This is a genomic window from Arthrobacter sp. TJ-270 (assembly GCF_058269075.1).
The window spans coordinates 358,051-380,194 of sequence record NZ_JBZCNB010000001.1 but is presented as its reverse complement, the minus strand read 5'-3'; the positions used below and the strand labels follow the sequence as shown (position 1 = coordinate 380,194).

23 protein-coding genes are annotated in these 22,144 nt (G+C 65.4%); 13 read left to right on the top strand and 10 right to left on the bottom strand.

Annotation, left to right across the window (positions count from 1 at the left end):
* Positions 1–69: 69 nt before the first annotated feature.
* On the bottom strand, positions 70–1,737 hold the full coding sequence (locus tag AC4D2M_RS01750; protein WP_490889464.1) for an RNB domain-containing ribonuclease: 1,668 nt from the start codon (positions 1,735–1,737) through the stop codon (positions 70–72).
* Between the two features lie 68 nt (positions 1,738–1,805).
* Here AC4D2M_RS01750 and AC4D2M_RS01745 point away from each other — a divergent pair, with 68 nt between their 5' ends.
* Positions 1,806–2,531 (top strand): ferritin-like fold-containing protein, encoded by a 726-nt coding sequence (locus tag AC4D2M_RS01745; protein WP_490889462.1) that lies wholly within the window; start codon positions 1,806–1,808, stop codon positions 2,529–2,531.
* 24 nt (positions 2,532–2,555) lie between these two features.
* Here the strand turns inward: AC4D2M_RS01745 and thiE are convergent, their stop codons facing one another.
* A complete protein-coding gene (thiE, locus tag AC4D2M_RS01740) occupies positions 2,556–3,206 on the bottom strand; it encodes a thiamine phosphate synthase (RefSeq protein ID WP_490889460.1) in 651 nt (216 codons plus the stop codon).
* 149 nt (positions 3,207–3,355) lie between these two features.
* On the opposite strand from thiE, the gene thiO reads away from it, so the two are divergent.
* From thiO to AC4D2M_RS01725, 3 genes are read left to right on the top strand one after another with little or no spacing between them, the layout of a single operon-like run.
* On the top strand, positions 3,356–4,489 hold the full coding sequence (thiO, locus tag AC4D2M_RS01735) for a glycine oxidase ThiO (protein WP_490889458.1): 1,134 nt from the start codon (positions 3,356–3,358) through the stop codon (positions 4,487–4,489).
* Complete coding sequence (gene thiS / locus AC4D2M_RS01730; protein ID WP_490889456.1) at positions 4,486–4,728, top strand: sulfur carrier protein ThiS; 243 nt, start codon at positions 4,486–4,488, stop codon at positions 4,726–4,728. The genes thiO and thiS overlap by 4 nt, the downstream gene beginning before the upstream one ends.
* A gap of 1 nt (position 4,729) precedes the next feature.
* Complete coding sequence (locus tag AC4D2M_RS01725) at positions 4,730–5,521, top strand: thiazole synthase (protein WP_490889454.1); 792 nt, start codon at positions 4,730–4,732, stop codon at positions 5,519–5,521.
* 85 nt (positions 5,522–5,606) lie between these two features.
* On the opposite strand, the gene AC4D2M_RS01720 is transcribed toward AC4D2M_RS01725, so the two are convergent.
* The 3 genes from AC4D2M_RS01720 to AC4D2M_RS01710 form a co-directional block, all read right to left on the bottom strand.
* Positions 5,607–5,735, bottom strand: a complete 129-nt coding sequence (locus AC4D2M_RS01720; RefSeq protein WP_490889452.1) for a hypothetical protein — start codon at positions 5,733–5,735, stop codon at positions 5,607–5,609.
* Positions 5,736–5,753: 18 nt separating this feature from the next.
* A complete protein-coding gene (locus AC4D2M_RS01715; protein WP_490889450.1) occupies positions 5,754–5,978 on the bottom strand; it encodes a DUF3107 domain-containing protein in 225 nt (74 codons plus the stop codon).
* A gap of 77 nt (positions 5,979–6,055) precedes the next feature.
* Entirely contained in the window at positions 6,056–6,676 is a 621-nt protein-coding gene (locus AC4D2M_RS01710) for a TetR/AcrR family transcriptional regulator (protein ID WP_490889449.1), read from the bottom strand.
* Positions 6,677–6,840: 164 nt separating this feature from the next.
* On the opposite strand from AC4D2M_RS01710, the gene moeB reads away from it, so the two are divergent.
* Positions 6,841–8,031, top strand: coding sequence for a molybdopterin-synthase adenylyltransferase MoeB (moeB, locus tag AC4D2M_RS01705; RefSeq protein WP_490889447.1), 1,191 nt, complete (start codon positions 6,841–6,843; stop codon positions 8,029–8,031).
* 35 nt (positions 8,032–8,066) lie between these two features.
* Here moeB and AC4D2M_RS01700 read toward each other — a convergent pair whose 3' ends face one another.
* A complete protein-coding gene (locus tag AC4D2M_RS01700) occupies positions 8,067–9,392 on the bottom strand; it encodes a glutamyl-tRNA reductase (RefSeq protein WP_490889445.1) in 1,326 nt (441 codons plus the stop codon).
* 206 nt (positions 9,393–9,598) lie between these two features.
* Here AC4D2M_RS01700 and hemE point away from each other — a divergent pair, with 206 nt between their 5' ends.
* From hemE to hemL, 8 genes are all read left to right on the top strand, one after another.
* A complete protein-coding gene (gene hemE / locus AC4D2M_RS01695; RefSeq protein WP_490889443.1) occupies positions 9,599–10,666 on the top strand; it encodes a uroporphyrinogen decarboxylase in 1,068 nt (355 codons plus the stop codon).
* Entirely contained in the window at positions 10,663–12,105 is a 1,443-nt protein-coding gene (gene hemG / locus AC4D2M_RS01690) for a protoporphyrinogen oxidase (RefSeq protein ID WP_490889441.1), read from the top strand. Before hemE ends, hemG begins: the two co-directional genes overlap by 4 nt.
* A 114-nt stretch (positions 12,106–12,219) precedes the next feature.
* Entirely contained in the window at positions 12,220–12,918 is a 699-nt protein-coding gene (gene hemQ, locus AC4D2M_RS01685; RefSeq protein ID WP_490890404.1) for a hydrogen peroxide-dependent heme synthase, read from the top strand.
* Positions 12,915–14,117: a ferrochelatase gene (locus tag AC4D2M_RS01680; RefSeq protein ID WP_490889440.1), complete on the top strand. Its 1,203-nt coding sequence runs from the start codon at positions 12,915–12,917 to the stop codon at positions 14,115–14,117. The genes hemQ and AC4D2M_RS01680 overlap by 4 nt, the downstream gene beginning before the upstream one ends.
* Positions 14,114–15,070, top strand: a complete 957-nt coding sequence (hemC, locus tag AC4D2M_RS01675) for a hydroxymethylbilane synthase (RefSeq protein WP_490889438.1) — start codon at positions 14,114–14,116, stop codon at positions 15,068–15,070. Before AC4D2M_RS01680 ends, hemC begins: the two co-directional genes overlap by 4 nt.
* Complete coding sequence (locus tag AC4D2M_RS01670) at positions 15,067–15,918, top strand: uroporphyrinogen-III synthase (RefSeq protein WP_490889436.1); 852 nt, start codon at positions 15,067–15,069, stop codon at positions 15,916–15,918. The genes hemC and AC4D2M_RS01670 overlap by 4 nt, the downstream gene beginning before the upstream one ends.
* Positions 15,919–15,921: 3 nt before the next feature.
* Positions 15,922–16,905 (top strand): porphobilinogen synthase, encoded by a 984-nt coding sequence (gene hemB / locus AC4D2M_RS01665; protein WP_490889434.1) that lies wholly within the window; start codon positions 15,922–15,924, stop codon positions 16,903–16,905.
* Positions 16,906–18,228 (top strand): glutamate-1-semialdehyde 2,1-aminomutase, encoded by a 1,323-nt coding sequence (hemL, locus tag AC4D2M_RS01660; protein WP_490889433.1) that lies wholly within the window; start codon positions 16,906–16,908, stop codon positions 18,226–18,228.
* Positions 18,229–18,354: 126 nt separating this feature from the next.
* On the opposite strand, the gene AC4D2M_RS01655 is transcribed toward hemL, so the two are convergent.
* The 4 genes from AC4D2M_RS01655 to AC4D2M_RS01640 form a co-directional block, all read right to left on the bottom strand.
* A complete protein-coding gene (locus tag AC4D2M_RS01655) occupies positions 18,355–19,197 on the bottom strand; it encodes a MetQ/NlpA family ABC transporter substrate-binding protein (RefSeq protein ID WP_490889431.1) in 843 nt (280 codons plus the stop codon).
* Positions 19,198–19,319: 122 nt separating this feature from the next.
* Positions 19,320–20,075, bottom strand: coding sequence for a methionine ABC transporter permease (locus tag AC4D2M_RS01650; RefSeq protein WP_490889429.1), 756 nt, complete (start codon positions 20,073–20,075; stop codon positions 19,320–19,322).
* The gene (locus AC4D2M_RS01645) at positions 20,072–21,052 is read right to left on the bottom strand and encodes a methionine ABC transporter ATP-binding protein (RefSeq protein WP_490889428.1); all 981 of its coding nucleotides are present in this window, start codon (positions 21,050–21,052) and stop codon (positions 20,072–20,074) included. The genes AC4D2M_RS01650 and AC4D2M_RS01645 overlap by 4 nt, the downstream gene beginning before the upstream one ends.
* Before the next feature lie 310 nt (positions 21,053–21,362).
* Positions 21,363–22,049, bottom strand: a complete 687-nt coding sequence (locus AC4D2M_RS01640) for a 3'-5' exonuclease (protein ID WP_490889426.1) — start codon at positions 22,047–22,049, stop codon at positions 21,363–21,365.
* Positions 22,050–22,144: the final 95 nt, after the last annotated feature.

Here is a 22,144-nt window from a genome sequence, read left to right as displayed (position 1 = left end):
AACTAAAGTTCAATAAGAACGACAAAAGTTCATAAGAACGACCGGGCATCCATTACTACACGTCCAAGTCTACCCCGCCGCGCTTTCACTTTCCGACGACGACGCCGCTTGCCGCTTGCTTTTGATCAGTTCGAAGCGCAGCTCGCGCCGGGCGATGTCTGCCGTCACCAACCGGACGCGGACTTCGTCGCCGGCTGTCATGACGCCGTCGCACCGTGCTTCAACGGCTGGCTCGGCGACCTGGATGACGCCGTGCGGGATGCCGTTCCCGTTGCGGCCGTTACCGCCGTTCCGGCCATTGGTGGCCGGAACGGGAGCCGGCCGCCCACCCGGACCGGAAGGCTCAGCGGGCTCGGCGGGCCCGTGGCGGCCGGCGGCAAGGATAGGGCCGGCGACGCCGGACGGGCCAACAGGCCCAGAAGGGTTGGTGGTCACGGATTGGTCCGGGGCGGGCTTGGACCCCGTGATGACGACGGCGTCAAACTCCTCGCCGACCCGGTTGCTCAGGAGCGCGGCCTCCACGGCGGCAATCGCTCCGCTTTCCAGCCGGGAGGCAAGCTGGTTGGACGAGGACATGAGCGAGTTCAGGTCGGGAAGCGCAGCGCGAACCCATCCGGGAACCTCCATGCCGGCACACAGCGCTTCACAGATCACCAGGACGAACCTGTCGACCAGGCGCCTCAACGGCGCGGTGGCATGTGCATAGGGAGCTGCAATAGCGGCCTGTTCCACGGCGTCCGGCACTGAACCGTCGAAGGCGGTGTAGCCGGCGCCACGGAACAGCGAGGCCGCCGCATGCATGAGCGAGAGCTGGCGGGGGTCCGTCGTGTCCAGGCTGCGCAGGAACTCCCCGTACGGGACGTTATGCGGCCAGGAGCGGCCGAGCGCCCGGGCCTGGTGACGGAAGCGGGCGAGCGAGGTTTCGTCTGGAGCGGGCATGGTGCGGAGGATCCCAACGCTGCCCTCGAGCATGATCTCTGCGGCTGCCATACCGGTCATCAGCGAAAGCTGGGCGTTCCAGTCCTCGGCCGCGAGAGGTGGACGGGTGACGATGAAGTAGCGCTCGCCGTCGTGTGCTATCTCCTGCTCCGGCAGGTTGAGGCTCGCCCCGCCGCGCTCCTTCTCCAGTGCGATCCGCTTGGTGCCGATCTCCTTCAACAGTGTCAGGTTCTCGGCTGCGCCGCCGGTGTCGATGTCCTCCTGCACCTGCTCGTAGGTGAGCTGGGCGCGGCTCTTCACTACTGCCCGTTCGACGACGACGGACTCAACCCGCGCGTCCTCGTCCAGATCGAATGTCCAGACAAAAGCCGACCGTTCCCGGCCTGGCAACAGGCTGGCTGCGTCTTCCGCGATCACTTCGGGGTGGAGTGAGATCCGGCCGTCCGGTGCGTACATGGTCTGGCCGCGCAGCCGGGCTTCGGCGTCGATCGCACCGCCGGGCGTCACGAAAGCGGGAACGTCGGCGATCGCGTACCAGACCCGGTAGCCGGACCCGTCGCGCTCCAGGTGGAAAGCCTGATCCAGGTCCGTCGATCCGGGAGGATCAACGGTGATGAAGCCCAGGCTGGTGAGGTCACGGTCCGGCAGGATGTGGGTTTGGACCGCCGAATGTGCCTCGGCCAACACCTCAGGCGGGAACTCGGCACGCAGTTCCAGCTCCTGGCGCAGATTCTCCAACGCGGCAGTGAGCTGAACCTGGGAGTCCCGGTTGCTCAGATCCAGATGCGAATACGGCACAGTGCCAACCGTAGTACACAGCTGTGACTAACCGCCTCCGCAAACTTGCACGCGGGTAACCTTGTCTCATGACTGCCTTGCACCCGCAATCCCCGGCAACCCACTCGCCAGCACCCTCGGCGAAAGGGCTTGCCGCCGGCACGGGGCCGCTGAACACGTTCGTCGTCGACCTGTTCGGCGTCATGGCCTACGGTGAGCTGTCCGCTTTCGAGCGCCTGTCTTCAGACGCTCGGTTCTCGCCGACGCTGCGGGACCGGGCAACGCTCGGTCGCCTGGCGGTGACGGAATTCGAGCATTTTGAGCTGGTCAGCGCACACCTTGCCGCGCTCGGCGTTGATGTCGAAGATGCGATGAGCCCGTTCCAGGCGTCGATCGACTCTTTCCACGAACGAACCCGTCCGGCCGACTGGTACGAGTCACTGATGAAGGCCTACGTCATCGACGCGATTTCCGGCGACTTTTACACTGCGCTCGCCGAACATCTCGACGAGGACACCCGCGACATCATCGCGCGCATCCAGTCGACTGCCGAGCAGGGCGGGCTGCTGCAGTCGCGGTTGAAGTCCGCGCTTTCCGATGACCCGCGGCTCGCTTCCCGGCTCGCCCTGTGGGGCCGCCGTCTGGTGGGGGAGGCCCTGACGCAGGCGCAACGCGTCGGTATTGAGCGTGAGTTCCTCGGCGGCCTGCTGTTCGAGGGACCAACGGCTGACCGGGAACGCGAGACTGCTCAGTTGTTCGCCCAGCTCACCCGTAACCATTCGCGGCGGATGAGCTCGCTTGGATTAACAGCCTGACGGCCTGCGACCTCCGCGCTTCCGCTAGTCGGGGAGCTGCGCGCGGATCTGCGCTGCTGCTTCCTGCGGGTCCTCGGCCTCGGTGATGGCGCGGACGACGACGACGCGCCCGGCGCCGGCCTCGACTACCTCGTCCACGTTCTGCAGGTCTATGCCTCCGATGGCAAACCAGGGCTTCAACGCCTGACCCTTCTGCAGGTGGTCTGCTTCCAGCCGGGCTGCCTCGCGGACGAGCTCCAGCCCGACCGCAGCCCTACCCGGCTTGGTGGGTGTGGCCCAGATCGGCCCGGTACAGAAGTACCCGACGTCGTCGTTCGAGGCAGCGCCCGCCACCTGCTCAGGAGAGTGTGTCGACAGGCCAAGAACGCCGCCGTCCCGGAGGAACGGCCGCGCGAGCGCCGGCGGAAGGTCCCGCTGCCCCACGTGCAACACGGGTGCACCGCTGATGGCGGCGACGTCCGCGCGATCGTTGACGGACCACAGCTTCCCGTGTGAAACGGCCGAAGCGCGCAGCACCTGAAGCAGTTCGAGTTCCTGCGCCGCTTCCAGGGACTTGTCCCTCAACTGGATGATGTCCACGCCACCGGCAAAGGCGGCGTCGACGAAGTCACCGAAGTCTCGCTGCTGCTGACGCGAATCCGTGCACAGGTAAAGGCGGGCGGTGCTGAGATGCATACCCTCTACAATAAGGGGGTACTGCGGGAGCCATGCCGCGCTCGGGAATTGACCCGATGTTCCATTGGCTGAGAGGGCGTTCGGCGCCGACCGCGTTGTGAGAACAACAAACCTGATCCGGATCATGCCGGCGTAGGGAAGGACTCCTGATGGGAACTGACGTTGATGTCGCCGTCGTCGGCGGAGGGATTATCGGGCTCGGGATTGCCTGGGAAGCGATCCGCAGGGGCCACTCGGTCACGGTGGTGGACCCGGAGCCCGGGGCAGGAGCAACCCACGCGGCAGCCGGCATGATCGCGCCCGCCAGTGAACTGCACTACCGCGAGGAGCACCTGCTCCAGCTCACGCTCAACTCCGCATCCAAGTACCAGGAGTTCCTCTCGTCCCTTGCCTGGACAGGCATCGATCCCGGTTACCGCAAGACCGGCACCATTGTTCTGGCGTTTGACGGGGCTGACCGCCGGGCGCTAGCGGATCTGCAGGCGGTTCAAAACCTCCATTCCCTGTCGGTCGAACAGGTTTCCCTGCGGGAGGCGCGCCGGTCGGAACCCATGATTGGACCGGCAGCGACGGCGGCTTTCCATGCGCCCGAGGACCATCAGGTGGATCCCCGGAAGCTCGCCGCATCCTTGCTAGCAGCCGTATCCGCACGCGGGCGGCTCATACTGGAAGCGGCTTCCGGCGTCGAGCGGGTCGGCAACCGCGTAACCGGCGTGGCCCTCGACGACGGCAGCTTCCTGACAGCACGCCACACTATCGTTGCGAACGGCCTGGCCGCGGCAGACTTTGAGGGGCTGCCGTGTGAGCTTCCACTGCGGCCTGTCTACGGTGACATCCTTCGCTTGCGGGTGCCCGTTGCGCTCCAGCCGCTGCTCACCCATACCGTCCGTGGGCTGGTGCGCGGCCATGCGGTCTATATTGTGCCGCGCGAGGACGGAACCGTGGTGCTTGGCGCAACGATGCGCGAGGACGGCAGCAACGCGGTGTCCGCGGGAGGCGTGTACCAGCTGCTGCGCGACGCTCAGCAGCTCATTCCGGCCGTTGCAGAGCTGGAACTGGAGGAAATCCTGTGCCGTGCCCGCCCCGGGACACCCGACAACGCGCCCCTGCTCGGCGGTGTTGCCGGTGTTGACGGGCTCATCATAGCCACCGGTTTCTTCCGCCATGGCGTGCTCCTGACGCCTGCAACGGCGGCCATATGCGTGGATCTGCTGGAGGGCAAGCCGTCCCCACCGGGCCTTGACCGCTACAGGCCCGACCGATTCAAAGGAGGACAAGCATGAGTCAAACAATTATTACCGTGAACGGGACTCAATCAGCCACCGCCGCCGCGGACCTGCTGCACCTGGTCGCCGAGCTCACCGGAAGGGAACTGGCTCCGACCGGGCAACCGCTGGACGGGTCACGGCTGGGAGTGGCCGTCGCAGTCAATGCGGCAGTGGTCCCACGCAGCCAATGGGCAGGGCGGCCATTGACCGAAGGCGACGACGTCGAACTCGTCACCGCTGTACAGGGAGGATGACATGCAATCGAGCACAACCTTGCACGCCGACCCATTGATGATCGATGGTGTCCCGCTGACGTCCCGGCTGATCATGGGAACCGGGGGAGCGCCCAGCATCGAGGGACTCGGGGATGCGCTGGCCGCCTCGGGAACTGAACTGACCACCGTCGCGATGCGGCGCTACACCCCCCAATCCGGAGCGTCGCTCTTTCAGCTCCTGAACGCGCAGAGCATGCGGATCCTGCCCAATACCGCCGGCTGCTTCACTGCGCGTGAGGCTGTCCTGACTGCTGAGCTGGGCCGCGAGGCGCTCGAGACCAACTGGGTCAAACTTGAGGTCATCGCCGACGAGCAGACACTGCTGCCCGACGCCGTCGAACTCGTGGAGGCAACGGAAGCACTGGTGGCCCGAGGATTCACCGTTTTCGCCTATACCAACGACGACCCCGTGCTGGCCCTCAGACTCGAGCAACTGGGTGCCGCCGTCGTCATGCCGCTGGGTGCTCCTATCGGCACGGGATTGGGCATCCTTAATCCGCACAACATCGAACTCATTGTTGCGAGAGCGGGCGTTCCCATCGTGTTGGACGCAGGGATCGGGACAGCCTCCGATGCGACGCTTGCCATGGAGCTGGGATGCGACGCTGTTCTCCTTGCCACTGCGGTTACCCGCGCGCAGGATCCGGTGGCGATGGCCACCGCGTTCCGGCACGCGGTCATCGCCGGACGTCTGGCCGCGCAGGCCGGAAGGATCCCGAAGCGGGAGCATGCGCTCGCATCGTCGTCGTTCGAGGGCCGGGCCGACCTCTAAGCGCGCGCAGGACCCTCGGCTGGCGGACCAACAGGTCCTGGCTGCTCAGTTTCGGGGACCGCCCAGTGCCGTTTCAGGATCGCCGTCATGGCGTTGGCGTCAGCCTTTTCACGGTGGCGGCCGAACCACCGCGCGGCCGCCACCGCCGGTCCGCGAACCAGTCGAAGAACCCGATGGTGATCGCGATGCCGGTGACAACTATCAGCGAGACCATGGGCAAGCACCTGCTCGGTCAGAGGGCGCCGAATCCGATGCGCCGTGATTCGCTCTCGCCAATTTCGACGTAGCCGAGGACGCCGGAAGGAACAATGACCTGACGTCCCTTGGCATCCGTAAGGCGCAGCTCCGCACCGCCGTTCATCGCCTTGCTTACAATCTCCGCCACCTCGCCCGCCGTCTGGTTCGACTCAAGGACAATTTCACGGTTGACGTTCTGAACGCCGATTTTGATCTCCACAGCTAAGGCCTTTCGTTGATGAGCAGGGGACTTGTTGCGCTCTCAATCAGCGCTACCAAACTTAAGGGAAATGTAACTCAGATTTCCTTGGGGAATCGACTAATTCCGCGCCAAGCTAAACGGTAGATCAGCTCGCTGGCGGTATCGATATCCAGGCTGCCGTCCGTCTCGAGCCAGTACCGGGCGCTGACCTGTGCCATGCCCGCCATCGCCCGCCCCAACAGGGTTGCCTCCAGATGGGAGAGCCGGGTGTCTCCGGAAATCACGCCGGCGATCTGGTCCGCGAAGTGTGCGTTGAACACTTCAAGCCGACGGCTGACGTCAGGATCATTATTCAGGTCCGACTCAAAGACGATCCGGTGGGCCTGACTGTCCTGGGCGATGAACTGGAAATATGCACGCATGGTGGCGTGCACTCGCAGCTTGTTGTCGGACGTGGACTTCAGGGCGTCAACCAACAGCTGGGTCAAGGAGGCCAGATGGCTCTCAAGCAGCGCGAGGTACAGCTCTCTCTTGCCGGGGAAGTGCTGATACAGCACAGGCTTGCTGACATGCGCCACTTCGGCGATTTCGTCCATCGCCGCCCCATGGTACCCGTTGGCAACGAACACCTCATGGGCGGCATTCAGTAACTGTCGTCGCCGCTCGTCTCGCGGAAGCCGAGTGGCCTTTCCGCTCGCCGGTGCCTCTGAGCTCACGTGTCTGGGCTTTCGGTTGTACGTTCTAATTCACCCGCCGGTACAGCGGGTTCCCCAGTCTACCCGCGTCTACCCGCGTCGGCTGGCCAACGTCTGGAGATTGCGCTGCCGGTGTGTTGCCCGACGTATTGCGCGGTGCCACGCTGGTGGGCATACATTGAAGCATGAGTTCTTTGACTCCTGCCCCCGGCCCACTGGTGGAGCCCCACGCCGAGCTCACCAGGGAAGAGATGGAGCGGTATTCCCGCCACCTCATTCTTCCCGAGTTCGGCATGGAGGCCCAGAAGCGGCTGAAGAACGCACGGGTGCTCGTCATCGGGGCCGGTGGGCTCGGCTCGCCGGCGCTCCTGTACCTGGCCGCTGCCGGCGTCGGAACGCTGGGCATCGTGGATGACGACGTCGTCGACGTCTCCAATCTGCAACGGCAGGTAATCCATGGAGTGGGCAACGTAGGGCAGAGCAAAGCGAGCTCGGCGGAAGAGAGCATCGCGGACCTGAACCCGCACGTGAAGGTGATCCGACACGAGGTGCGGCTCGACACGGGAAATGTCCTGGACCTGTTCGCCGGGTACGACCTTATCCTTGACGGCACAGACAACTTCGCTACCCGATACCTGGTGAGCGACGCGGCCGAAATTCTCGGCAAGCCGTACGTCTGGGGGTCCATCCTCCGCTTCGACGGCCAGGTGAGCGTCTTCTGGGCCAAGCCCTCCGTAGGGGGACCCAGCTACCGCGATCTGTACCCCGAAGCACCGCCGCCCGGCGCTGTTCCGTCCTGCGCGGAGGGCGGCGTGCTGGGTGTGCTGTGCGCCCAGATCGGTTCGGTGATGGTCAATGAGGCGATCAAGCTGATCACCGGTATCGGTTCGACCCTTCTTGGCCGCGTCCTGATCTTCAACGCGCTCGATATGACGTGGCGGGAATTGCGGGTGCGACGGGATCCCTCCGCCGCGCCCATCACCGAACTCTCCGACTACGAAGCATTCTGCGGCCTTGCGCCCGCCGCGGATGAAGGAGTGGATGAACTTCCCTCCGTCACCGCCGCCCGCCTTGAGGAACTGCTGCGGGAGCGCGCCGCGGGCGCACGTGACTTCGACCTGGTCGATGTGCGGGAGCCGGGAGAGTACGAAATCGTCCGGATTGAAGGCGCCACGCTGGTGCCGCAGAACCGGATCCTCACCGGCGAGACGGAGCTTGATTCCTCCCGGGAAATCTACGTTCACTGCAAGGCCGGCAGCCGCTCCGCCAACGTCGTCCGATACCTGCGTGAGAGGGGTGCGCGGGAGGTCTATAACGTGGACGGCGGCATACTGCAGTGGGTGCGCGACGTCGAACCCGAGAAGCCGCTCTACTGACCCGGATTCATCGAGCGCGTTGTAGGCACGACCCGCTAAGCGGTCTCTGTGCGCGCTTCGTTGACCTCGTGAACGGGGCAGGACTGCGGGGGCGTAGCTGCCGGGTGGAAATCGGGTTCTATCCCGTACAGCGCCTCAAGAGCCGCGGTGTAGTCTTCCTGCCGGCCCTCCGCTGCGAGCTGCCGCGCACGAACAGTCGGGACGTGGAGCAGCTGGCGAACCATTCGGCGGAGGGCAAACTCGACTTCCTCCGCAGCGGCGGTGCACCCGTGCTGGGCACGCACACGAGCCATCTCGGCGTCAAGCACCTGCTGGGTGTGCTTACGCAGTGCAACGATCGCAGCGTCCATGGAGCGGGAGGTTACCTGTTCCTGGAAGGAATGTGCCGCGTTGGACACCAGTTCACTTGCCTGGCGGAGTGATTCCGCCTGCTCGTCAGGTGCCGCGAGGCGCACGGATTCCAGGGTGATGAGTTCCACGTTCTCCACGGCGGCGACCTCAGGGTCGAAGTCGTGGCTGAGGGCGAGGTCTACGATCACCAGGGTGCGCTCGACGCCCTCCCTGAGCTGGCGGATGTCCTCGGCGCCTACACGCCGCTCACTGCCGCTGCAACCGATGACGACGTCAGCCTGAATGAGGGCGGCGGGCAGTGTCTCGTCTGTGAGCGCTGTTCCACCACGGGTGGCCACGAAACTCTCGGCGCGTCCGGACGGCGAGTAGACGGAGATGTCGGTGCACCCCCGCTCGCGAAGCAGGGCCATGGTGGCACCTGCATACGCGCCGGTGCCGAAGACAACAACGGCCTTTTCCCCGAGGTCACGGGTACTCGAGAGGTCAGCCGCAAGATCGAGTGCGACCGAGACGATTGAACGGCCCCGGGCGCCGAGGGCGGTCTGGGCGCCGACGTCGCGCGCGGTGCGCGAGGCGGCCTGGAAGAGGCGCACGAGACCGCCGCTGGCGGTTCCCACACCCTGGGATTCAATGAGTGCACGGCGCACCTGGCCCGCAATCTCCCGTTCACCGACGACGGCGGAATCCAGCCCTGCGCTCACACTGAAGAGGTGCCGCGGCACGTCCTGTCCGGTCAGAGTGGTGAAGGATCCTGACACTTTACTCTTAGGCAGCCCCGACTGGTTGCTGATTGCTGTGATGATGGATGAGCGGGCGGCCTCGATGTCTGCTTCCGAGGTGGCCTCGCCGTAGATCTCGAACCGATTGCAGGTTGCCAGCGCTACGGCTCCGTTGAGTGCCGGGCTGTCCTGAAGCGCGGACGAAGCGACCTGGGACGCTCCGACGCTAAGTCGGGCCACGGTCTCCAGGTCGATATCCGAGTGGGTCGCAACCAGGGAAAAGTAGTTCACAGCCATCTCAGCATAGCCAAAACGGGCACCCGAGCCCTAATAGGGTTGCCTAAGTTCCAAGCTTCTTCCAATGTCCGCAAACCCGCACGGTTAAGCCGAAGTCGAGGGGTGGCGTGACTGCGGACCGTGCCTCGGGGGAAGGTGATTTCGACCACCAGCCAGCCGTGCAGTTATCCAAGCGAGTCGAACTTCGGCAGAATCGAGTCATGACCCTCAGCGCAACGCACCCCCTGACGGACGGCACGACGTCGGAGTCTCCGCTTATCCAGGCCTATCGGGGGCGCACGCCGTCCCGCCGCCCAGTCTGGTTCATGCGGCAGGCCGGACGCTCCCTGCCGGAGTACCGCGCGCTGCGGGAGGGCACGGCGATGCTCGACGCGTGCCTCGACCCGGTGATGGCCGCTGAGATCACTCTTCAGCCCGTCCGGCGGCACGACGTCGACGCCGCCATCTTCTTCTCCGACATCGTCATACCGCTCAAACTCGCCGGCGTTGACGTGGACATCGTGCCCGGCGTCGGCCCGGTACTGGGAAGCCCCATTCGCAGCGCCGCGGACGTGGCAGCACTGCCCGAACTTACCGACAGTGCCCTGGACCCGATCCGTGAGGCCGTCGCGCGCACCGTCGCCGAACTCGGGAGCACGCCGCTGATCGGCTTTGCAGGAGCACCTTTCACGCTTGCCGCCTACATGGTCGAAGGCAGGCCGTCCCGCGACCACCTTGGCCCCCGCACCATGATGCATGCCGACCCTGCCACCTGGCGGGCTCTCACTGACTGGGCGGCAGACGCCTCCGGTCAATTCCTCCGGGCGCAACTGGAGGCCGGCGCCAGCGCAGGCCAGCTGTTCGATTCGTGGGCCGGGTCGCTGGGACTGGCAGACTACGTCGAGCATGTTGCCCCGGCGTCGTCGCGTGCGCTTGATCATGTCCGTGAGCTCGGTGCGCCGCTGGTGCACTTCGGAACGGGTACCTCGGAACTGCTGGTAGCCATGCGGGATGTCGGCGTGGACGTCGTGGGTGTTGACTACCGCCTTCCGCTTGATGAGGCGAACAAGCGTCTCGGCGGAACAGTCGCGCTGCAGGGCAACATCGATCCGGCGCTGCTTTCGGCTCCGTGGGAGGTCCTGGAAGCGCATGTGCGGGCAGTGCTGGACGCCGGTTCCACGGCTCCTGGCCACGTGGTCAATCTGGGTCACGGTGTTCCGCCGGAAGCGGACCCCGAGGTGCTGACCCGGGTCGTTTCACTCGTCCATTCGGTGCCGCCCAGCCGATGAGCCGCGGGAAGCAGGTCAACACGGGCCCCGCCGTCGTCGTCATCGGAGGCGGAATTGCCGGACTGTGCGCGGCACGGGAGCTGACGGCAGCGGGCCTGCGGGTAACCGTGCTGGAATCGTCCGCGACGTTCGGCGGCAACGTGGCCAGTCATGAACTTGCCGGATTGACGCTCGACGCCGGTGCGGAATCGTTCTCCACACGCTCCGACACTGTGCCTTCCCTGGCACGCGAGCTGGGGCTCGGTTCCCTGATCTGCACCCCGAATCCCTCTGGTGCGTGGCTTCACCTGCCGTCACAGGAGGGCGGTTCCGTCGCTGTTCCGCTCCCGCAGTCCGGGCTGCTCGGCATCCCTGCCGACGTGCGCGATCCGGAGCTGCCCAGGCTGATCGGCCGTGCAGCGAGCGTGCGGGCAAGCCTCGACCGCGCGCTTCCCCTTGGCGGATTGCTGAACCAGGAGCAGCTCAGCCTGGGCCAAGTGGTGCGGGCACGTATGGGTTCGGAGGTACTGAAGCGGCTGGTTGCTCCCGTTGTCGGGGGCGTCCTGTCGGCTGACCCGGACGAGCTCGATGTCGACGCCGCTGTTCCGGGACTGCGGGCATCGTTGCGAAAGCACGGCTCTCTCAGTGCCGCGGTCGGCGCCATGCGGAAGGCGGCTCCCGCGGGAACGGCCGTTGCCGGTCTGGAGGGCGGCATGCATCAGCTTCCCGCCGCGCTCATACAGCAACTGGAGCGCGACGGCGCAATCCTGAGTACGTCGGAAAGGGCGCAGGACCTCGTACGGACTCCTGACGGCTGGACAGTCACCACCCAGACCCAAACGCTGAAGGCTGACGGGGTGGTGGTCGCGACCGACGGTCCAACCGCCGTCGATCTGTTGACTCCCGCCGTGCCGCGGCTGCGGGATGACCGGCCCGCGGTGGTGCCTGCGGTGGCGCTTGTCAGCCTGGTGGTGGACGTACCGGAACTGGATGCAGCGCCTCGAGGAACAGGCGTCCTGGTGGCCCGTGATACCCCGGGCGTGAGAGCGAAGGCCCTCACGCACGCCACAGCCAAGTGGCCCTGGCTCGCGGAGCGCGCGGGCCCCGGGAGCCACGTCCTGCGCCTGTCCTTCGGACGCGGTGCCGATGTTGATGACACTGCTCAGTTGCCCGACAGCGAGCTCTACCAGCTCGCTCTGCAGGACGCATCGTCACTGCTCGGCGTGGTAATCAGCCAAACCGACGTCGTCGACTGGGATGTGGTGCGCTGGACCAACGCACTGCCGCACGCCACGTTGGGGCACCGGGACCGCGTCGCGCGCATCCGGGCGGCTGCCGCTGAGGAGCGTGGGCTTGAAATCACCGGGGCATGGCTCGCGGGTACGGGACTGGTCGCGGTGATCGATAACGCACGCGAGCGTGGTGCCGCGCTTGCTCGGCGACTTCAGGCCGGACGCTAACACTGGGCGCTGTGAGGTTGATAACCTTCTACCGAGTGTAGAAGCCACTAATTTTCATTTGCCTGTTGACAGGAGCAGACTGGATCCATGAGCGAGAATTCGGGTTACGAACACATGCAGGGCACCTCCACCGTCGATACTCTCCAGAGCGGCGAAGACGCCGGAACATCCCAGTTCTACACGCTCTGGACCGTCTTCAAGAGGTCTGCGGGCGCACCGGATGATGGCGGTTCGCTTGAGTCTGCAGCGTCGGAACTCGAGGCTGCCGGCGTGACCGTCCGCGGCTTCTACGATGTCTCCGCGATGCGGGCCGAGGCCGACATCATGGTCTGGCTCCACGGCCCGAAGCCCGAAGATCTGCAGGCAGCTGTCCGCACGCTTCGGCGAACTGCAACCCTTGCCGGTGCGGAGATCATCTGGTCGGCGATGGGCGTGCATCGTGACGCTGAGTTCTCGAAGAGCCACTCGCCCGCCTTCTCCCGCGGGGTCGCCCCGGAGGAGTGGGTGTGTGTCTACCCCTTTGTGCGCTCGTATGACTGGTACATTCTCCCCACCGAGGAACGCCGCGAGATGCTGTACGACCACGGTATGAAGGGGCGCCAGTACCCCCAGGTCATCTCCAACACGGTGTCCTCGTTCGCGCTCGGCGATTGGGAATGGATCCTGGCGCTCGAAGCTCCCGAACTTGTGGACCTGGTCGACCTTATGCGGTTCCTGCGGGAGACCGAGGCCCGCCGGCATGTCCGCGAAGAGGTCCCGTTCTACACAGGCCGGCGGATCAATGCCCAGGAAGTAGCAGAGGTACTCCGATGAGCACTCCCACGTTTCACCCGCTCGACGGCGTCGACGAGAACGGCCGCATGGCACCGAAGGAGTACGACGCGATCGTGCTCGCGTCCTTCGGGGGGCCCGAAGGACAGGAGGATGTCATTCCTTTCCTGCGGAACGTGACGCGCGGCCGGGGCATCCCGGATGAGCGTCTCGAGGAGGTCTCACACCATTACCGCGCGTTCGGCGGCATCAGCCCGATCAACCAGCAGAACCGCGAGCTGAAGGCTGCCATGGAGGCCGAACTCGCCCGTCGTGGTATCGACCTGCCGGTGCTGTGGGGCAACCGCAATTGGCCGCCGTTCATCGCGGACACGCTGAAGGACGCGTACGACGCCGGTCACCGCCGCGTTCTGGCCGTCACCACGAGTGCCTACTCCTGCTATTCCAGCTGCAGGCAGTACCGCGAAGACCTGGGAATGGCGCTGGTTGAAACCGGTTTGGCCGGCCAGCTCGAAGTGGACAAGGTCCGCCAGTACTTCGATCACCCCGGCTTCGTCGAGCCGTTCGTCGAGGGTGTCACCAGCGGACTGAAGTCCGTGAGCGAACGCCTGGCCGCAGACGGTGAGGCTGATGCTCCCGTGCACATCATGTTCGCGACGCACTCGATTCCCACCGCCGACGCCGACGCCGCCGGCCCCCGTGACGAGTACGGCGGTCCCGCGCTCGAGGACGGCGCGTATGTCGCCCAGCACCTTGCCACTGCGCAGGCCGTGCTCGACCGTGTCCCCGAAGCGGCCGGGTGCGAGTGGTCGCTGGTGTACCAGTCGCGGTCCGGCGCCCCCCACATCCCGTGGCTGGAGCCGGACATCAACGATGCCCTGGGAGACCTGGCAGCAACCGGCGCCAAGGGTGTAGTTATTGTGCCGCTCGGTTTCGTGAGCGACCACATGGAGGTTGTCTGGGACCTGGACACAGAAGCCATGGAGACCTGCGCCGAGCTGGGCCTGGTCGCAGAACGCGTCCCGACGCCGGGCACGCACGCCAAGTTCGTCTCGGGACTCATCGACCTCGTTGGTGAGCGCACCGCTGACAACACCGTCTCTGAGCGCCCCGCCACCACCGACCTCGGTCCCTGGTATGACGTCTGCCGGCCTAATTGCTGTGCAAACCGGCGTGGCGAGAAGCCCACCGTTGCCGGTGCCGACTCCACCGTCGGGCTCCCGGAGACAGGGCAGGCATGAACCCGGCTGTCCGGGTAGGCACGCGGGCCAGTGCGCTCGCCCTGACTCAGACCACGACGGTCGCCGAGTCGCTTGCCCGCCTGGGTGGCTTCGACTATGAACTGGTCCGTGTGAGCACAACCGGCGACGTCAACCGAGCCTCACTGTCCCAGATCGGTGGAACGGGCGTATTCGTCGCCGCGCTGCGCGAGGCGCTGCTTGCTGACACCTGTGACGTCGCCGTGCACTCGCTGAAGGATCTGCCCACCGGGGAAGCCGAGGGACTCACCGTTGCGGCAGTGCCTGAACGCGCCGATATCCGGGACGCCCTGTGTGCGCGCGATGGCCTCAAACTTGCGGACCTGCCGGCGGGCGCCAGCGTCGGAACCGGCTCGCCCCGGCGGGCCGCACAGCTGAGGGCGGCGCGCCCTGACCTATCGGTCATCGACATCCGGGGCAACGTCGACACCCGACTGGCCCGTGTGGCTGGCCTGGTGGACGGGGGGCCGGGTGACCTTGACGCCGTCGTGCTGGCAGCCGCCGGCCTTGAGCGTCTTGGCCGCCAGGACCACATCACTGAGTATTTTGATCCGTCGCTCATGCTGCCTGCGCCAGGCCAGGGCGCGCTGGCTGTGGAATGCCGCAGCCACGACGCCGGCTCCTCGGCCTTCGCCGAAGCATTACGACAGTATGACCACGCTCCCACCCGGCTCGCGGTGACGGCTGAGCGGGCCGTCCTGCGCCGGCTTGAAGCCGGCTGCACGGCGCCCATTGGTGCCCATGCAGCGGCGGACGGCGGGAAGCTGACCCTCGAAGCTGTGGTGTGCAGTCCGGACGGCAGTCGACTGCTTCGGCGCACACAGACAACGACGGAGCTTTCGGTGGAAGGGGCAGCCGCTGTCGGCATCGTGCTTGCCGAGGAACTCCTTGCCCACGGGGCGGCGGAGATTGCCGGGCTCACCGCCGGTTCATGAACGCCGCTCCAGCGGCCGGGGATCTCTCGGGGATTACTGTCGCGCTGCTGCGCAGCCCTGACCGGGGTGCGGCGATGGCTGCGGCGCTGACGCAACGGGGAGCGAAGACCCTGCTGATACCCATGATCGACTGGGAACTGCCGGCCGATACGAGTGAGCTGGACCGGTTCCTGGATGTTGTTCCTTCCTATGACTGGCTGGTGGTCACCAGCGTGACCACCGTGCGTGTCCTCGCACAATGGGCGAGGGCGCGGCAGTTGTCCCTGACATCGCTCATCGGTTCCGCGAGGGTAGCCGCAGTCGGAGCGTCTACCCGGAGCGCGCTCACCCAGATGGGTGTGCCGGTCGATCTGACACCCGCGGAGGACCAGTCTGCGGAAGGGCTCCTGGCCGAACTGCCTGCGGGACGGGCACGCGCTCTTCTTCCGCAGTCTGACCTCGCCGCCGATACGCTGAGGACCGGCCTGGTCGAACGCGGGTGGACTGCTGATGCCGTCACCGCCTACCTTACGGTCGACTATCCGGCGTCCGCCGAACGACGGGTGGGCGGGAGCGAGGAGGATCCCGTCGAGATCGCCGGCGTGGCCACGCGGGAGGAATTGTCCATGGCGCTGGAGCAAGGCGGGATTGACGCCGTCGTCCTCACCTCACCGAGCATCGCCGCCCGCCTGCATGCCATGATGGGAAAGTTGCCGGACACGGTGGCGACGATAGCCATCGGGCGTAGGACGGAGCGGGACGCATCCGCGCTGGGGATTCGGATCGACGCCACTGCGGCGTCACCGAGCCCATCAGGAATTGCAGATGCAGTGAGTGCCGCCGTCGTTAATCATCGGAAGAGGAACTAACGCATGAGCTTCCCACAGCACCGGCCCCGTCGGTTGCGCTCAACCCCGGCGATCCGCCGGTTGACCGCAGAGAACCGGCTCAGCCCGGCTGAGCTGATCCTGCCGGCATTTATCCGGGAGGGATTGAGTGAGCCGGTCCCCATCAGTTCGATGCCCGGAGTGGTCCAGCACAGCACGGACACCCTCAGGCGTGCTGCGGTCGAAGCCGCGGAACTGGGTGTTGGCGGCATCATGCTCTTCGGCATACCCGCGCACCGTGATGCCACGGGAAGTGCCGGTATCGACCCCGACGGTGTGCTGAACAGGGCAATCGCCGACGTGCGTTCGGAAGTGGGTGACTCTCTGGTCGTGATGAGCGATGTCTGTCTCGACGAGTTCACCGACCACGGCCACTGCGGCGTGCTGGCGGCAGACGGCGGAGTGGACAATGACGCCACGCTGGAACTTTATGCGCAGATGGCCGTTGCCCAGGCCGGCGCCGGCGCCCATGTGCTGGGTCCGTCCGGGATGATGGACGGCCAGGTCGGGGTCATCCGCCGTGCCCTTGACGCAGCCGGGCACCAGGACATCGCAGTCCTGGCTTACGCAGCCAAGTACGCTTCGGCGTTCTACGGTCCTTTCCGGGAGGCGGTGGATTCCCAGCTGACGGGTGATCGGCGGACCTACCAGATGGACGCGGCCAACCGTCGTGAAGCGCTCCTTGAGGTGCAGTTGGATCTCGAGGAAGGCGCGGACATGGTGATGGTCAAGCCGGCGATGAGCTACCTCGACATCGTCGCCGACGTCGCGGCGATGTCGCCCGTCCCTGTCGCCGCTTACCAGATCTCGGGTGAGTACGCCATGATCGAGGCTGCTGCTGCGAATGGCTGGATCGACCGGCGTCGTTCCATCGAGGAATCGGTGCTCGGAATCAAGCGTGCCGGCGCGCAGATCATCCTCACATACTGGGCAACGGAACTGGCCACCTGGCTGAAGGAGAACAAGTAAATGACACGATCCGAAGACCTGTTTGCCCGCGCGCAAACCCTCATGCCGGGCGGTGTGAACTCACCGGTGCGGGCCTTCGGGTCCGTCGGCGGCACCCCCCGGTTTCTTGTGTCGGCACAGGGGCCGTACGTGACTGATGCCGACGGCCGCCAGTACGTTGATCTGGTGTGCTCCTGGGGGCCGGCGCTGCTCGGGCATGCCCACCCGGCGGTACTGGATGCCGTCCACCAGGCCGCTGACCGCGGACTGTCATTCGGGGCCTCCACACCTGCGGAAGCGGAACTGGCGCAGATCGTCAGCGACCGGGTGTCCGCTGTCGAACGCCTGCGCATGGTATCCACCGGCACGGAAGCGACCATGACCGCAGTGCGCCTCGCCCGCGGTTACACGGGCCGGAACCTCATTGTGAAGTTCGCCGGCTGCTACCACGGCCACCTCGACGGACTGCTTGCCGCAGCCGGCTCCGGAGTGGCAACGCTGGCACTGCCGGGTTCTGCGGGCGTAACAGACGCGACTGCTGCCGAGACACTCGTCCTGCCCTACAACGACGTTGAGGCAGTGGAAGCTGCCTTCGCCGAGCATGGCGACTCCATCGCAGCGGTCATCACGGAAGCTGCCCCCGCCAACATGGGTGTGGTGGAGCCGGCTCCCGGATTCAACGCCGCACTGTCGCGGATCACCACCGAGCACGGGGCCCTGCTGATCATGGATGAGGTTCTGACCGGTTTCCGGGTCGGCCCGGGAGGCTACTGGGGACTGACCGGCGAAGGTGAAGGATGGACTCCGGACCTGCTGACCTTCGGCAAGGTGATCGGCGGAGGACTTCCGGCAGCCGCTCTCGGTGGACGGGCAGACATCATGGAGTACCTGGCACCGCTCGGTCCCGTCTATCAGGCCGGCACGCTTTCCGGTAACCCGCTGGCCATGGCGGCAGGTGTTGCCCAGCTGACCCATGCCACGGACGAGGTGTACCGTTCCATCGACACCCGTTCCCTGGAGCTTTCCGCGGCGGTATCGGAGGAGCTTTCGCGCGTCGGTGTCGACCACTCCGTCCAGCGCGCCGGGAACCTGTTCAGCATTGCCTTCGGGACCTCCAACCGGGGAGTCGCCAACTATGCCGACGCCCAGGCCCAGGAAACCTTCCGGTATGCACCGTTCTTCCACTCCATGCTCGAAGCAGGCGTCTACCTGCCGCCGTCGGTTTTTGAGGCGTGGTTCCTCTCCTCCGCGCACGACGACGCCGCCATGGAACACATCGTGGCCGCGCTGCCCGCCGCCGCGCGAGCCGCTGCCGCCGCCGGCGCCACACCCTCGGGCGTGTAAGACAGTTTTTTCTGTGTGCCGGACGCTCCGGCACACAGAAATGGCCGGCGGACCCGAGAATCCGCGGGTCCGCCGGCCATTGTGTTTTGTGCTCGTGTTCTGTGCTGCGGGTCGCCGCAGGAAGTCCTAGAAAGCGGGAGCTACGTCACCGCTCGGCCAGGTCTCCTCGATGTACTGCTTGACCTCAGGGGAGTGCAGCAGTTCCTCGAGCTTGGCGATCCGGGCATCGCCCTCCGAGGAGGTGTTCCATGCGAGGAAGTTCGCGTACGGGTTGTTCTCGACGGCCTCAACCAGGAGGGCGTCCTCGGTGCTGAGACCGGCGTCGAGGATGTAATTGCCGTTGATGATCGCGAGGTCCACGGTGGGGTCCTGCAGATCGTTGAGCAGCAGCTCCGGCTGGTTCTCCACGAACTCCAGGCCCTTCGGATTCTGCTCCTCGGTCAGCGACAGAACGGAGGCGTCAGCCTCGATGTTCTCAAGCAGGCCGGATTCCTGCAGCAGCGTGAGCGCACGCGCCTGGTTTGATGGGTCATTGGTGATTGCTACGCGGCCGTTGTCGGGGATGGCGGAGACGTCGTCATGCTTCTCGGAGAAGGCAGCGTAAGGCTCGATGTGCACACCCTCGCCGTGGGCGAATTCGTAGCCCTGGCTTTCAACCTGGCTCTCGAAGTAGGGCAGGTGCTGGAAGTAGTTGGCGTCCAGGTCACCCTCGCTGAGAGCGATGTTGGGAGTGGTATAGTCGTCGAACTCCTGGATTTCGAGCTCAATTCCGCTGCCCTCGGCCAGGTTGTCGCGGACGAATTCCAGAATCTGCGCGTGGGGCACGGGGCTGGCGCCGACCTTAACCGTCGCTGGGGTGGTGGGGTCGAGGGTTTCAACGGCCGCGGGAGCGCTGTCGCCTGCGCCGCATGCTGAGAGGGTGAGAAGTGCGGCCAGCCCGGCGGCTGCCAGCGAAAACTGCTTGCGCATGTGTGGTGCGTTCCTTTCGTAGTACCGGCGGCCGGGTGGAACCGGGACGCCGGGGAGTGACGGCTGGCGGCTACCGACCGTCGTCAGCCCCGCTTCACGGCGGGGCAGGGTGGGAGAGTTTCCTAGACGCCAACTACTTCGTTGGCTGCTGTCGGCCGACGGCCGCGCCTGCTGCGGCGGACTCCTGCGGTGGCAGCTGTGCGGTGATCCACACGCTGCGCGAGCCGGTCGCCGATGATCTGGATGATCTGGACGATGGCGACGATGATCACGATGATCACCACCATCACCGTTGTGTCGAACCGTTGCAGACCGTAGTTGTAGGCGAGCCTGCCCAGTCCGCCGCCGCCGATGATTCCCGCCATTGCCGAATACCCGACGAGCGTGACCAGCGTGGTGGTGAACGCGGCGATGAGGGACGGAAGGGCTTCCGCGATCATGACCTTGGTGATGACCTGGAGACGCGTTGAACCCATGACCAGGGCAGCATCGATCTTGCCGGAGGAAACATCGCGCAGGCTCGTTTCCACGAGGCGGGCGAAGAACGGGATGGCTCCGATGCTCAGGGACACAGAGGCCGCAACGGGCCCGATGGAGGATCCGGTCAGGAAACGGGCCAGCGGGATCAGTGACACCATGAGGATGGCGAACGGAATGGACCGCGTGATGTTCACGACTACATCGCTGACAACCCGATTTGTGACAGGCATCGGACGGAGGCCGCCCGGGCTGCTGGCGTGCAGGAAGATCCCGAGCGGAAGCCCGACGAGCAGGGTGAAGAAACCTGAGATGCCGATCATCTGGAGGGTCGCGAGGAACTCCTCCGGAAGGGCTTGCGTGATTCCTGGATTCTCGAAGAGGTTGTCGAGGATGTTCATGCCGCTACCTCCACGTGTACGCCGGCGCCTTCGAGGTATGCGGTTATCTCGCTGAGCGGTCTGGGGGAGTCAACTTCCACGCGGAGCCGACCGAAGCGGGACCCTCCGAGCGTCTCTACAGTCCCTGCGATCACATTGACGTTGGCATCGAAACGCCGCGTCAGTTCGGAGAGGACGGGAGCTGAGGCGGGTTCGCCGACGAGCAGCAGTTCCAGCTCCGGCAGGGTGGTGCTCGCGGAACTGGAGGGCAACGGCATCAGGGCTTTGCCGAGGGAACCGGACCTGTCGCCGACGATCGCATGGAGCGGACCGTGCTCGATGATGCGGCCGCGGTCAAGCAGGGAGACTGAGTCGCAGATCTGCTTCACCACATGCATTTCGTGGGTGATGACCAGGACCGTGAGGTTCAGGGTGTGGGTCAGGTTGCGAATCAGCGTGAGGATGTCCTCGGTCGTGGCAGGGTCGAGGGCAGATGTCGGTTCGTCGCACAGCAGCACGTCGGGATCTGACGCCAGCGCACGCGCAATGCCGACGCGCTGCTTCTGGCCGCCGGAGAGTTGGGAGGGATAAGCGTCTGCGAACTCCGTCAGGCCGACGAGGGAGAGCAGTTCGGCAACCTTGCGGGTGATGTCACCTTTCGGCGTCTTCACTAACTCAAGCGGGTGTGCGACATTCTGGGCAGCCGTCCGTGAATCCATCAGGTTGGCGTGCTGGAACACCATTCCGATGCGGCGCCGGGCGGTGCGGACCTCGGAGTCCTTGACGCTGGTTAGATCGCGTCCGTCGATGACGACGGATCCGGAGGTCGGACGGTCGAGAAGAGTCAGGCACCGGACAAGAGTCGATTTACCCGCGCCGGAGTGCCCGACGATGCCGTGAATTGAACCCTTGGGTACCGAGAGGGTGACGTCGTCCAGTGCTGTAACGGTTCGCTCACCCTGGCGGTACGTTTTGCGCAGGTTGGTGACTGTGATCATTGGTCCTCATGCTGTCTGGGGCTCCGCAGGGTCTTCCGCGAAAGCCGCTACTCCGGCGAGCAGGAATGAAGCATCGGTCAGCACGCTGTTTGGGAGGTTCGGAAGGCCTCAGTCGCCCGGAATACGGCCGCAACGGGCGCGTGGCGATGCCCTGCAATTGTGGCACGAACGAAAGATTCGACTGAAATTTAGTGCGCAGGATCACGGGTGGGTGCGGCGTTGATATTTTCCGGCTTCCCTGCCGAAGATTCTTCGAATAGCAGCAGGCAACGGGCGCGCGCTCGGCGGCGGTACGGCAACAACTACCGGTTCACGAGGCGACAGCCGGCCACCGCCCCTCCACGACCGCGCTGGGGTCGCTGCGGCGGAGGTATTCCTGGAAATTTGCTGCCTGGCCCCGTGCCCAGGTCACCTGGAATTCATGAAGTTCGGGTGCCGGTCGCCGAAGCTGATGGAACCGGTCAGCGAGAGCGGCTCCGACCCCGAGCGTCGCCATGACGTCCGCCGCTGAGGTGTGAGCGTTTTCCAACGGAACACCATAGTGGGCGCACATGGCGGTGAGCGTCCTCTTCCCGGGACGGTAACGGTCTGCGTGCTTGTCCATCACATAAGGGTCCAGTACCGGGAAGGGACTGGGGGTGCTGATGCCGTGTCGGTGTCCCTCGCGAGCGAGGACCGTGAAGTCATAGCGGGCGTTGAATGCAAGAACCGGGATTCCATCCCGGAAGTAACCGTTCAGGACCCCGGCGATCTGATTTACTACCTGGGCAGCAGGAGTTCCCTGTTCCTTTGCAGTGCGGGTGGCAACGCCGTGGACGGCGGTTGCCTCGGCGGGTATCTCCACCCCCGGGTTGGCGAGCCACTCGTGATGTTGCAGAATCTCTCCCCGCCCGTCGACGAGGATGATTGAAGCGGTCACGATGCGCGCTGTGAGGGGATTCCGGCCGGTGGTCTCGAGATCGAATGCCGCCCGGGGATGCATATGCCAGTTGTCCATGGCCCAGACGGTATCCGTCGGCTACGACATTCCGGCCCGGCTCGAACTGCGCCGGTTCGGGCATGGCCGACTCCTGAGCCGGCTTCGATAGGCTG

Coding starts and splice junctions, on each gene's coding strand:
- AC4D2M_RS01655 (WP_490889431.1), bottom strand. CDS start 19,197: ATGCGCAAGCAGTTTTCGCTGGCAGCCGCCGGGCTGGCCGCACTTCTC.
- AC4D2M_RS01645 (WP_490889428.1), bottom strand. CDS start 21,052: ATGATCACAGTCACCAACCTGCGCAAAACGTACCGCCAGGGTGAGCGA.
- thiO (WP_490889458.1), top strand. CDS start 3,356: ATGGGAACTGACGTTGATGTCGCCGTCGTCGGCGGAGGGATTATCGGG.
- thiS (WP_490889456.1), top strand. CDS start 4,486: ATGAGTCAAACAATTATTACCGTGAACGGGACTCAATCAGCCACCGCC.
- thiE (WP_490889460.1), bottom strand. CDS start 3,206: ATGCATCTCAGCACCGCCCGCCTTTACCTGTGCACGGATTCGCGTCAG.
- hemQ (WP_490890404.1), top strand. CDS start 12,220: ATGCAGGGCACCTCCACCGTCGATACTCTCCAGAGCGGCGAAGACGCC.
- hemE (WP_490889443.1), top strand. CDS start 9,599: ATGACCCTCAGCGCAACGCACCCCCTGACGGACGGCACGACGTCGGAG.
- hemL (WP_490889433.1), top strand. CDS start 16,906: ATGACACGATCCGAAGACCTGTTTGCCCGCGCGCAAACCCTCATGCCG.
- hemG (WP_490889441.1), top strand. CDS start 10,663: ATGAGCCGCGGGAAGCAGGTCAACACGGGCCCCGCCGTCGTCGTCATC.
- AC4D2M_RS01725 (WP_490889454.1), top strand. CDS start 4,730: ATGCAATCGAGCACAACCTTGCACGCCGACCCATTGATGATCGATGGT.
- AC4D2M_RS01640 (WP_490889426.1), bottom strand. CDS start 22,049: ATGGACAACTGGCATATGCATCCCCGGGCGGCATTCGATCTCGAGACC.
- hemB (WP_490889434.1), top strand. CDS start 15,922: ATGAGCTTCCCACAGCACCGGCCCCGTCGGTTGCGCTCAACCCCGGCG.
- AC4D2M_RS01650 (WP_490889429.1), bottom strand. CDS start 20,075: ATGAACATCCTCGACAACCTCTTCGAGAATCCAGGAATCACGCAAGCC.
- AC4D2M_RS01720 (WP_490889452.1), bottom strand. CDS start 5,735: ATGGTCTCGCTGATAGTTGTCACCGGCATCGCGATCACCATCGGGTTC.
- hemC (WP_490889438.1), top strand. CDS start 14,114: ATGAACCCGGCTGTCCGGGTAGGCACGCGGGCCAGTGCGCTCGCCCTG.
- AC4D2M_RS01745 (WP_490889462.1), top strand. CDS start 1,806: ATGACTGCCTTGCACCCGCAATCCCCGGCAACCCACTCGCCAGCACCC.
- AC4D2M_RS01680 (WP_490889440.1), top strand. CDS start 12,915: ATGAGCACTCCCACGTTTCACCCGCTCGACGGCGTCGACGAGAACGGC.
- moeB (WP_490889447.1), top strand. CDS start 6,841: ATGAGTTCTTTGACTCCTGCCCCCGGCCCACTGGTGGAGCCCCACGCC.
- AC4D2M_RS01670 (WP_490889436.1), top strand. CDS start 15,067: ATGAACGCCGCTCCAGCGGCCGGGGATCTCTCGGGGATTACTGTCGCG.